Consider the following 9748-nt stretch of genomic DNA (forward strand, 5'->3'; position numbering starts at 1 on the left):
CGAAACGTTAGCTTGACTTCAATCCTGCAAAAATTAAAACCCAAAAAGCCATTTGTAGATATAGTTAAGAAATTTCAATATAGCGGTTCTCGCATCTGTGCGGCACACTTAAACCTTTGCTGATTAAGCTTTTCAGGATCGGGAATGTACCTCTTGTGAATCAGAAACGCTATATATATGTCTCCCCAAGAACTTCAACAGTGCGATGCCGAAGGCACTGCGTAGCAGATCGCCGATCTTGTAGGGTGCGTTCCCTAATGTGGCTCTTACTGCTCCACTAATAGATTTTGGGGAACGCACCATGCACCTTGATTGAAGCTGTGGGTTTAAGTGCGGTGTGGGCTAATCTGGCTAACACGCTTTTGGGCGTGATATAAAGATAGTATGGGTGGCGGTTTATCTGATGACGGAGAATGGATATGTGGAGGATGTTTTTCAGGCATTGCTTACCCCGCTAAAGGTTAAAGTGATCATGAAGCAATAGAATTACTCTAATGAAACTAGATCGTATTACGAGCAATCCAAACCGTATGAATGGGCAACCCTGCATCCGTAATCTTCGCCTTACGGTTCGTCGAGTGATTGAGCTACTGGCAACTTATCCCGATCGAGCAGAATTACATCAAGAGTTTCCCGAACTGGAGGATGAAGATATTCGACAAGCCCTAATTTTTGCCTCTTCTTACTTGGATGATCGCATCATTGAACTTCCTAATCGCTATGAAGCTGTTGCTTGATCAGGGACTACCGCTTTCTGCGGCAACTTTATTATGTGATGCTGGGATCGACACTATTCATGTTGGCCAAATAGGGATGTCTGAAGCTGAAGACTCAGACATTATCCAAAGGGCTAGAGACGAGGGACGGGTTGTTGCTACTCTCGATGCGGATTTCCATACATTGCTGGCACTTGATGGGGCGAATACTCCTTCAGTCATTCGCATTCGGGTTGAAAGATTACGCGCCCAAGCACTTACGAATCTTTTGTTGACAGTAATCGCTGAGTGCGAGGAGGATTTAGAACAAGGATCAGCCATTACGGTTGAGCCAAGCCGTATTCGTATTCGTCGTTTACCATTAGTGTCTGATGTCTAACGGAAACGTTATACTGAATCGGTTTTTAATAGCATGATTAACTCCCAATCCAACTTGAAAAACCCGCTCCCTTCTCCCCACTCTCCTATACCTTTTAAACAGGATTTAGTATAACTATCTAAATTACTGGTTAAGACTGTCTATGAGCAGGGAGCAGAGAGAAAAAACCTGACCACTGACTGAAAGCTGATCACCGACAAAACCTATCCCAAAACGATCGAATCGCGCAGGGATTGAATTTCCTCGGTTTGTAAACGCGCCCCAAAAGTAGAAACCACCCGGGCAGCCGCTAGAGAAGCGAGATTTCCCGCCCCTTTGTAACCCATACCGTGGGTAATACCGTAGAGAAACGCACCTGCGTACATATCCCCCGCGCCGACGGTATCGATCGCTTGTACGGGATGGGAGTCAATTTCCAGGAGATTTTCGCCATCATAGATCAAAGAACCATTGGCACCCCGGGTGATAGCGAATCCTTTGGCAATGGTTTTAAAATAGGCGATCGCTGACTCGATTTCCTCGCTGCCGGAAATAGTCAAAGCTTCCGACTCATTAGCGAAAACGAAATCTAACCCCGTTCCGATCATTTCCAGTAATCCCTCTCGGAAGAAGATCGCCATATTGGGATCCGACAGGGATAAAGCGGTTTTGACTCCAGCAGCCTGAGCAATTTCTCGCCCTTTAATAGCGGCAGCTTTGGCAGTGGGAGAGGTGACGAGATAACCTTCGAGATAGAGATAATCGGCATTAGCGATCGCTGAAGGGACTAATTCCCGTTCGGAAATTTCCCCGGTGATGCCGAGAAAAGTATTCATGGTGCGATCGGCATCGGGAGTCACAAAAACTAGACATTTTCCCGTGATTCCCACCTCTTTTTCGCCGCCGTGTTCATTGGTATGCAAACCACAGGCCCGCAGATCTTGCAGATAAAACTTACCTAATTCGTCATTGCCCACTTTACAAGAATAGAAACCTCTACCCCCCAACTGAGCGATCGCTACTAGGGTATTCGCCGCCGATCCGCCACCGCTGCGTTTACAATCAAGAGCCAATTTTTCCATCAACTGGGTTTGACGATTTTCGTCCACCAGTGTCATCACTCCTTTATCGATGCCTAATTCTTGCAGTAATTCAGGAGAGACTTGAAATTCCATATCGACGAGCGCGTTACCGATCCCATAAACGTTGTATTGTTTGCCCATAATTTAGTCGATCGCCTAAAAATACTTTGTTACTGATATTAGGGAAAGAAGGGGCAAAAAGCTAGGGGCTTTTTTCAGCCAGAGAATACCATAAACAAAAATTATCGGTGTGCTAGTCTCACACACCGGGTAATTTGTGTTAAGTTTTGTTTAACGAAGCCACTTTAAGCCTCATCGTAGGCTTCTAGATCCAAAAGATAAAGATAAGGTTCGGCTAATTCCTGCCTTTGAAAAGCGATCGCTCGCAACAGATGCCAATCCCGCAAAGCCTCGAAGGGGTTACTATACTCATCTTTTTCTAGTCGTTCGGCTAAAGAAGCCATATCAGCGGCGGTATACTTGGCAATATCTTGATCAGTGAAGCTTATAACTGTCATTTGTGTACCTCCCTCGACCTTTGTTCTATTTCTAGCCTAACATATATTTTGAGTTGAAAAAATGCCTTCCCCGCCAAGTTAAGAACTGTAAATGGAAGGGTAATTGTGGTACAATTCCAGCAAAAAAGCTATTTTTGATTGATCTTCTATGAAAACAGCCCTCATTACCGGTGCTTCCACTGGTATCGGTGTCGTCTTTGCTCGTCAACTTGCTCAACGGCAAATGGAGCTAATTTTAGTCGCCAGATCTAGGGATAAACTAGAACAATTAGCAGCGGAATTGGGGGAACAATACGGGGTAAAAGTGACAGTTATCGTTCAAGATCTGACCGTTGCCAGGGCGGGAAAGCTAGTATATGATACGGTGAACCAAAAAGGAATCAACGTCGATTTACTGGTAAATAATGCCGGTTTTGGTGATTATGGTGCTTTTAGCGAGCAGGATTTAGCCCGACAGTTAGAAATGATCCAGTTAAATAATCTGGTATTGGTGGAATTAAGCCACTATTTTCTCCGTCCCATGCTTGCTGGCACTGGGGGGGCAATTATCAATGTTGCTTCCATTGCCGGGTTTCAACCGCTGCCCTATCTTTCCGTCTATGCAGCGACAAAAGCTTTTGTCCTCAGTTTTAGCGAGTCTCTCTGGGCAGAAAATAAAGACAAAGGCGTTAAAATCCTTGCTCTTTGCCCCGGTCCGACGGAATCGAATTTTTTTGAGGTAGCCCGATTTCCCAGTGCCTTTATGGGCAAAAACGGCCGGTTAGATTCGGCGGAAGTGGTGGTACAAGAGGCTTTAACCGCCTTGGCAAACAAGCGCCCCAACGTGGTAGCTGGTAAATTTGCTAATAAAATTATCGTCAATCTGCCCCGTTTTTTACCCAGAAGTTGGATCGTGTCTTTGATAGAAAAGCAATTCAAGCTATAACTAGAATTAAGCTAATTAGAGCAATTGCTGATAGGATTTTAAGGGAATACCTGTCCGGTTTCTCACTTCGATGGCCGAACGATAGACACCGTTTTTTTCTCTTTCGGCGACAATTTTATCGGCCAGGGAAAAGTCAAGACCGAGATTGACTAATTCCGCAACGGAGTAGTAGTTTAAACAACGCCAAGAAACCTCAACTTCTTGGCGAATATCGTAGGCAAAGATAATCAAAGGTTCCAATTTTTTGAGATAATTTTCCGGTAAACCAGCCAGGAAGTGTAATTCTTCTAAATCGGTAAAAATATGTCCTTCATTACGGACAGAAACGATATCATTGGCATAGACAATCGGCAACCCTAATTTATAAACCAGATCGTTGGTGGAACAGCTGTTAATATCAATTTTTTCGAGAGGAGAGGATGACTGTCTAGAATCGATTCTATTTGCCGAAGCTATTGGATGGGAATTAAGCTGTTGACGTATGTATAAACCCAGGCCGATTTGGGCAAACCAAATTACGATAAAAGCCTCTTGTGTAAGGAAAATAAAGGAGATAATTGTCAAAGCAATGCCGACGGATAACCAACTTTGGTTATTAGTTTTTTTGCCAGCATTAGCAATGGCAAGCCCACCGAAAACTGGGACTAAAGACAGCCAGATCCACTCGGAAGATTCGGGAGGGCGAGGAGAGAGATTAGACATATTTTTTTAAAGAGAATCTAAATATTTTCTGCGTTTTTCTTCGTATTCTTCAGCAGTAATAATTCCCTGATCATAAAGTTTTTTAAGCTGGAGTAAAGTAGCGGTTTTTTGCTGACCTGATTCCGGCAGTCCTCGCTCTCTACTGCTGGGGAGATAGTTAGGATTGTATTTAGCATCAAAAGCTTGATCTGACATGATGATTAAACCAATAAATTCAAAAAAAGCAATGATGCCGGGGATAAAAGTCCAGAAGAAAAGTAGATAGAGAACACCGGCCAAATTCTCCCCTAGATAAAACTTATGGATGCCAAGATAACCGAGAAAAAAGGCTAGTAAAGCCGCTATAGTTCTATTTCTCATAATTTTTGAGATTTCCCTAATTTAGCCAAAAGAAAGTATAAAACCACGATGCCTGCCTGTAATTCCAAGAGAGTAATATAACCCTTAACCAGATAATTTAATTCTAGGGAGGAATTAAAGGCAAAAACTAGCACACCCAAGACTAAAAAGGGCAGTAAACGCCAGCCAGACTTGGGTATTTTTACTCCCGTACTGTTAACCTGATTCATGGGCTAATTCTCTAGGTTGGTCTTTTTCGGTGATGGTGGCAAAATCGGTCTTTGTCAAGGGGTGCTTTGATTAACTTTTAGCATCTCAACGAGGATATTATGGGCATCCTTGGCTGATTCTAGGATGCGCTCAAAAGGTATTCTAATTGTTTGACTCTCCCCTAATTTTTCTACGGCTAAATCCATGCCTTGGGGATCGATGGAGAGCATTTGAGCGGTTTCTGCATCGGTAATATTACCGTAAACTTGAGCGTAGAAAAGCACGGCATCACCGTGATCCTTGTTCATGTGTTTACAGATGCGATCGCTAATGGCGGGAGTGATAGTTTCAGACATAATATTTCCGAAAAAGATCGATAATATCGTTAAAATTGCTAGTTTTTTTGGGAGAATTAAAGTGGAGACGGCTAAAAGCCAGTTCTAAATCGAGGCCAATGGGGGGGATATTAGTTAGGGTAGCGTAATTAATCGCTAATTGCCAGATAATTTGGGCGTGGGCATGGCAGACATCAATAATAAGTTTAATATTATTTTCTTGACAAAAAGTTTTAACTGTGCATTGATCTAATTGTCCCACTTAAGGTCAATCGGGGTAGAGAGTAAGATCCGGGGCTACCCGCGCATTTAAATTGCCTGTTGAGATGAGACAAGAGGTAATAGTAAAGGGATTGGGAGAGATTCAGCTAATCTAAGGATAGGCGATTAAAATGCCTCTTAGCTTAAAACCCCACACCCTGCCCCCAGAAAAAACTTTTTCAGCACACCCTATATATTTTATCGTTCACAACCGACAACAGAAGCGGTGTAGGTATTACCGATGTGCTGAATACCATTGACAAAAAGATTGACTAAAAAAGGTTGATCATTTGCCCGTACTGTGGCAGTAATTGTTAAGGGTTTATCGGGTTCGATTCGTACTCCATTAGTATTAAAAAATTCCTCGTTAGTTTGATCGCTATACTTGAGAAACAGCCGGATATCAAAGGAGGCAGCCCGGGGGACAGAAACCGTAACGATAAACCTCTGAAAACGTCTCCCCCCCGGCACTGCCCAATCGGTATTCCAATTATTACGAGTTATCGTGACACCGAAAGGCCCCGGAATAGTGGGTTGCGAGACGGTTTTGGTAATTTCACTACCCTCACCCCCTAATAAAGAAAGTGGCCGACAATTTTGCGCCGCTGCCGGTAGATGTGAGCTTAATAATACCGCCGATAGACTCAATAACCCAGTGATAGAGGTTAATTTCATTATTGATTCCGTCTCCAATTAATAGAACCTATCCAAAAATTATAGATGATCATGACGGTAAAAAAAACGGCGATTTAGCTTAATTGAGGCCAATTACTGAAAAAATGCCGACCATCAACCTGAATTTTCAAAAACGGGTTTAAAATTGATTCATAATTTCCATATAAATATGTTCTAACTGTATCGTCTGACGGGAGATAGAATCAATATTAATGCCGTCGAATGCCCGAATAATCTCGCTTAATTCTAGATGTTCATGTAACCAAAAAGCTAAATCTTTTCCGTAAAATTTGGGAGTAAATCCTAATTGTTTACCTCGATTTATTGCTGCTTCTTGATCCTGGGTATCCATGATAATAATTTCCTTAGCAGGAATATGCTGACGCAGCTGATTTAAATTACCTTCGGCAATAATACGACCTTGTTTTAAAATGCCGATACGTTGACAGAGACGCTGTGCTTCATCGAGGAGATGGGTAGTTAATAAAATTGTCATTCCCTGTCGCCGTAATTCTCCAATTAAATCCCAAATTTCATAACGAGATTCGATGTCTAAACCAGTAGTTGGTTCATCGAGAATTAATAATTTTGGCTGATGAACAATAGCCACGGCAATATTCATCCGGCGCTGCATTCCACCGCTTAAAGTTTCCACCGGACTACGGGCGCGATCAAGCAAATTTACTGCGGATAAACTGGTTTTAATCCGATGACGACGCTGGTGGCGATCGAGTCCATAAATCTGAGCAAAAAAGTTGAGATTTTCCTCACAAGTAAGGGATTTGTACAATAAATTTTCTTGCGGGGCAACCCCAATTAATTCTTTAGTAACTCGGGAAATTGGCAAATAATTAAAGGTAATTTCTCCCGATGAGGGTTTTAATAAATTACAAATTAAGTTAATAGTGGTGGTTTTTCCCGCACCATTGGGACCGAGTAAACCGTAAATTTCCCCCGCTTCAATATGAAAGTTTAATTGATCTAATACTAAGCGTCTTCCGTAATTTTTTTTGACATTATTAATAGTCAGCATTTTTAATAAAGTAACAAGGATAGTCAGGAGTCAGGAGACAGGGGACAGGATTAGGGAGTGGAAGATATGGGAAGACAAATTAATCAATACTCTTGCCTTTTCTAACTGATAACTGATAACTGATTTACAGTCGGCGTTCAAGGTTTAACATTTGTCGATAGGTAAGCCAACCACCTGCTACCATAGCTAGAGCAAAAAGACAAAGAAAGCGAAAATGAGAGCTAATATCTTGCAGATTTTCGCCCTTTGCCCAAACAGCAATTAAAGCTTCATTCATGTGGTAGATCGGGTTATATTTAGCCAGAGATAGAATATTATCGGGGAATAAAGCAGTCGGGAGAAAAACGCCGCCTAAAATTAATAAAGGAACCCCAAAAGTTCCCACCAAAGCATTAACATCTTCCGTTCTTTTCGCCAGTTGAGTACCGAGGATAAATCCTAAACCCACATAGGCGGTGATACTAAGGAAAATAATTAATAATTCTAGAGGAATTGAGCCTTTAAAAGTGGCTCCATACTGTTTAGCAATAGAATAAACTAAAACTGTCTGACAGGCGGCAATCGCACAATGGGCGAGAAAAATGCCGATAAAATAGGAAACACCGCTTAAAGGCGATAAAAATAACCGTTTAATCGTTTGTTGTTCCCTTTCTGCCACTACCGTCGCCACGGTTCCCCCCAAACAACTAAAGAAAAGTGCCGCCCCGACGAGGGTGGGAGGAGTAGCCAGAGCCATCGCCTCGGCAAGCTCAATTTTGCCTTTTTCTGCCATAATATAGCCATTTAAGAGCAGGACAAGGATCGGGAAAATGCCCCAGAGGATTAAGCTACGCCCGCGCCGGATTAATTCCACTAAAATTCGTTGAGCGATCGCTAAAATTTCCTGCCAATATTTCATAGAATGTTAGTGTAATTGTTTCTCCCTGTAGAGAAATGAGTTTTTCTACTTTGTGACTTAGGCTTATTGTAAGTGTTCCAGAGCTTGATCGGCACGCAATCTTACCACTATTTCCGCTTCTGTCTCCCGAATCTGTGCTAAAAGTTCCCGAATAGCCTCGCGAAATGCCGCCGCCGCAGTTCCTAACCCCTCCAATCCGACAATCGCCGCATATCTAACCACCCACTCTGGGTCTCCTTGCGAAAGTTTCTCCAGTGCCGCAAAAACAGCCTTCTGAGCCTCAGAAACCCGACTTTTCTCCAAATCAGACCAAATTATATTTCCTAAGCCTCTAGCCGCCCCTCGCCGCACGCTAAAGGAAAAATCACTCACCGCCGCATCAAGCAATAAGTCCAATCCTCGCACATCGCCAATTCCCGCTAGGGCGCGGGTTGCCCAAGCTCTCGCCCCATAATTATAACCGTCTAGGTTGGCCAGTAAGTAGGGAACCGCCGCTTTGCCGATGGCGATTAAACCGTCCACTGCTGCCACGGAGGCACCAGGGTTATTATATCTCAGGACATCGGTGAGGGTGGGTATTGCCGCTTCACTTTTGGCGGCGGCTAAGTTTTCCACGGCGGTTAGTAACTCATTGGCTGAGTCGGCTTTTTCGACGGCAATAATTAAAGTCTCAACGGTAGGAAGCATTGGTTATCAGTGGAGGGGATGAGGAGTTGGGGTGTGGGAATTATGAATTATAAATTATAAATTATAAATTATAAAGTGGGAAGAATAAATAAAAATAATCTCCTGACTCCTAACACCGCCAACAAACTTTTAAAGATAATTTTATCGCCAAACTTTTTTCTGTAAAATCTGACTAATTTCTTGGGGAAAAGGACAATCATTGGGAAAGTTAAAGGATTGATAATCGGGGTTATCTCGCAAGCTTTTTAAAGCCGTGGCATAGCAATCTAAAAATACTTGCTCCCAGTAGGGTTTTAAACTAGGAGAATCGCTCAAAAGTTCTTCTAGTTCCCGTTGACTGCGCCTAATAGTTTCTTGCCAACCTCGATAATCTTCAACGTAATCAGTATAGCAAAGTTTGAGGCAGTGTGTTGACTTCTGCCCAAACTTTCTATCGTTCCAGATCAGCAGCAGCGAGTAACCTTCGCCATTGTACCAAAGACTCCATACCGTCCGCTACACTGGGGGTGTTATGCTGTTTACTAAGGTACTAGGGAACCTAAAATCCCATTTTGGGATTATTCTAAAATAGGTTTATCTTGGAAATGCTAACTCCTGTGCTCATTAAAGCACGATGAAATCTATTTTTAGCCCAGAGTACCATGTCTTTCGTCGATGCCTGATCGCCGCTCGTAAGGATGCGAATTTAACTCAAGCAGCCCTCGCTAAAGCCATCAAAAAGCCGCAATCTTTCGTTGCCAAATACGAAAATGGTGAAAGAAGATTAGATGTGGTTGAGTTCCTTCTGGTTAGTCGTGTAATCGGTGTAGATCCTTGCGAAATTTTAAAGCAAGTTGAGCAAGCTTGTCAGTCCACATCTTGTGGGGAAGGGCTGACAGGGGGACAAGCAAGCTGAAAAGCTTATGTAGCATGGAATACAGACACAGACTCCCAAAAAAGATAAGTCATATTTACTATATATGACCTAAATAACGAAAATGATAAGTGAACTATACCAGAAAGTCTTAGA

15 protein-coding genes and 1 pseudogene are annotated in these 9748 nt (G+C 42.8%); 4 read left to right on the forward strand and 12 right to left on the reverse strand.

The features are described 5' to 3' along the window. The first annotated feature begins 494 nt into the window (after positions 1-494). Positions 495-737, forward strand: coding sequence for a DUF433 domain-containing protein (locus tag IM473_RS05390; protein WP_002761871.1), 243 nt, complete (start codon positions 495-497; stop codon positions 735-737). Continuing rightward, a complete protein-coding gene (locus IM473_RS05395) occupies positions 721-1095 on the forward strand; it encodes a DUF5615 family PIN-like protein (protein ID WP_287658108.1) in 375 nt (124 codons plus the stop codon). Before IM473_RS05390 ends, IM473_RS05395 begins: the two co-directional genes overlap by 17 nt. A gap of 203 nt (positions 1096-1298) precedes the next feature. Here the strand turns inward: IM473_RS05395 and IM473_RS05400 are convergent, their stop codons facing one another. After that, positions 1299-2297: an adenosine kinase gene (locus IM473_RS05400; RefSeq protein ID WP_287658109.1), complete on the reverse strand. Its 999-nt coding sequence runs from the start codon at positions 2295-2297 to the stop codon at positions 1299-1301. Between the two features lie 164 nt (positions 2298-2461). Then, a complete protein-coding gene (isiD, locus tag IM473_RS05405; protein ID WP_104395925.1) occupies positions 2462-2674 on the reverse strand; it encodes a protein IsiD in 213 nt (70 codons plus the stop codon). 148 nt (positions 2675-2822) lie between these two features. Between isiD and IM473_RS05410 the strand changes: the two genes are divergently transcribed. After that, a complete protein-coding gene (locus IM473_RS05410; RefSeq protein ID WP_287658110.1) occupies positions 2823-3599 on the forward strand; it encodes an SDR family NAD(P)-dependent oxidoreductase in 777 nt (258 codons plus the stop codon). A gap of 15 nt (positions 3600-3614) precedes the next feature. On the opposite strand, the gene IM473_RS05415 is transcribed toward IM473_RS05410, so the two are convergent. The 10 genes and pseudogenes from IM473_RS05415 to IM473_RS05460 form a co-directional block, all read right to left on the reverse strand. Next, positions 3615-4301, reverse strand: a complete 687-nt coding sequence (locus IM473_RS05415; protein WP_287658111.1) for a helix-hairpin-helix domain-containing protein — start codon at positions 4299-4301, stop codon at positions 3615-3617. Positions 4302-4307: 6 nt separating this feature from the next. Further along, entirely contained in the window at positions 4308-4661 is a 354-nt protein-coding gene (locus IM473_RS05420; RefSeq protein ID WP_002798892.1) for an NINE protein, read from the reverse strand. Further along, positions 4658-4870, reverse strand: a complete 213-nt coding sequence (locus IM473_RS05425; RefSeq protein ID WP_287658112.1) for a hypothetical protein — start codon at positions 4868-4870, stop codon at positions 4658-4660. Before IM473_RS05425 ends, IM473_RS05420 begins: the two co-directional genes overlap by 4 nt. Before the next feature lie 54 nt (positions 4871-4924). Continuing rightward, the gene (locus IM473_RS05430; RefSeq protein WP_287658113.1) at positions 4925-5206 is read right to left on the reverse strand and encodes a DUF2470 domain-containing protein; all 282 of its coding nucleotides are present in this window, start codon (positions 5204-5206) and stop codon (positions 4925-4927) included. Continuing rightward, positions 5199-5447 carry a hypothetical protein gene (locus IM473_RS05435; RefSeq protein ID WP_287658114.1) on the reverse strand — a complete coding sequence of 83 codons (249 nt, stop codon included), beginning with the start codon at positions 5445-5447 and terminating at the stop codon, positions 5199-5201. The genes IM473_RS05430 and IM473_RS05435 overlap by 8 nt, the downstream gene beginning before the upstream one ends. A 197-nt stretch (positions 5448-5644) precedes the next feature. Next, the gene (locus IM473_RS05440) at positions 5645-6121 is read right to left on the reverse strand and encodes a hypothetical protein (protein ID WP_287658115.1); all 477 of its coding nucleotides are present in this window, start codon (positions 6119-6121) and stop codon (positions 5645-5647) included. Between the two features lie 139 nt (positions 6122-6260). After that, the gene (locus IM473_RS05445) at positions 6261-7154 is read right to left on the reverse strand and encodes an ABC transporter ATP-binding protein (protein ID WP_287658116.1); all 894 of its coding nucleotides are present in this window, start codon (positions 7152-7154) and stop codon (positions 6261-6263) included. 124 nt (positions 7155-7278) lie between these two features. Continuing rightward, entirely contained in the window at positions 7279-8052 is a 774-nt protein-coding gene (locus tag IM473_RS05450) for an ABC transporter permease (RefSeq protein WP_002761938.1), read from the reverse strand. Positions 8053-8115: 63 nt separating this feature from the next. Continuing rightward, positions 8116-8739 (reverse strand): C-phycocyanin alpha-cysteine-84 phycocyanobilin lyase subunit CpcF, encoded by a 624-nt coding sequence (gene cpcF, locus IM473_RS05455; protein WP_287658117.1) that lies wholly within the window; start codon positions 8737-8739, stop codon positions 8116-8118. A gap of 141 nt (positions 8740-8880) precedes the next feature. Continuing rightward, positions 8881-9144 (reverse strand): annotated as a pseudogene (locus tag IM473_RS05460) (DUF29 family protein); the annotation flags it as partial. A 208-nt stretch (positions 9145-9352) separates the two neighbouring features. Between IM473_RS05460 and IM473_RS05465 the strand changes: the two are divergent. Further along, the gene (locus IM473_RS05465) at positions 9353-9634 is read left to right on the forward strand and encodes a helix-turn-helix domain-containing protein (protein ID WP_287658118.1); all 282 of its coding nucleotides are present in this window, start codon (positions 9353-9355) and stop codon (positions 9632-9634) included. The last annotated feature ends 114 nt before the right edge of the window (positions 9635-9748 follow it).

Source organism: Microcystis sp. M015S2 (assembly GCF_020245945.1).
Taxonomy (GTDB): Bacteria; Cyanobacteriota; Cyanobacteriia; order Cyanobacteriales; family Microcystaceae; genus Microcystis.

Bases quoted from the DNA above. Each gene is read 5' to 3' on its own strand.
- IM473_RS05400 (WP_287658109.1), bottom strand. From the start codon at position 2,297: ATGGGCAAACAATACAACGTTTATGGGATCGGTAACGCGCTCGTCGAT.
- IM473_RS05430 (WP_287658113.1), bottom strand. From the start codon at position 5,206: ATGTCTGAAACTATCACTCCCGCCATTAGCGATCGCATCTGTAAACAC.
- IM473_RS05415 (WP_287658111.1), bottom strand. From the start codon at position 4,301: ATGTCTAATCTCTCTCCTCGCCCTCCCGAATCTTCCGAGTGGATCTGG.
- IM473_RS05390 (WP_002761871.1), top strand. From the start codon at position 495: ATGAAACTAGATCGTATTACGAGCAATCCAAACCGTATGAATGGGCAA.
- IM473_RS05465 (WP_287658118.1), top strand. From the start codon at position 9,353: ATGAAATCTATTTTTAGCCCAGAGTACCATGTCTTTCGTCGATGCCTG.
- IM473_RS05420 (WP_002798892.1), bottom strand. From the start codon at position 4,661: ATGAGAAATAGAACTATAGCGGCTTTACTAGCCTTTTTTCTCGGTTAT.
- IM473_RS05410 (WP_287658110.1), top strand. From the start codon at position 2,823: ATGAAAACAGCCCTCATTACCGGTGCTTCCACTGGTATCGGTGTCGTC.
- IM473_RS05445 (WP_287658116.1), bottom strand. From the start codon at position 7,154: ATGCTGACTATTAATAATGTCAAAAAAAATTACGGAAGACGCTTAGTA.
- IM473_RS05425 (WP_287658112.1), bottom strand. From the start codon at position 4,870: ATGAATCAGGTTAACAGTACGGGAGTAAAAATACCCAAGTCTGGCTGG.
- IM473_RS05450 (WP_002761938.1), bottom strand. From the start codon at position 8,052: ATGAAATATTGGCAGGAAATTTTAGCGATCGCTCAACGAATTTTAGTG.
- isiD (WP_104395925.1), bottom strand. From the start codon at position 2,674: ATGACAGTTATAAGCTTCACTGATCAAGATATTGCCAAGTATACCGCC.
- IM473_RS05440 (WP_287658115.1), bottom strand. From the start codon at position 6,121: ATGAAATTAACCTCTATCACTGGGTTATTGAGTCTATCGGCGGTATTA.
- cpcF (WP_287658117.1), bottom strand. From the start codon at position 8,739: ATGCTTCCTACCGTTGAGACTTTAATTATTGCCGTCGAAAAAGCCGAC.
- IM473_RS05395 (WP_287658108.1), top strand. From the start codon at position 721: ATGAAGCTGTTGCTTGATCAGGGACTACCGCTTTCTGCGGCAACTTTA.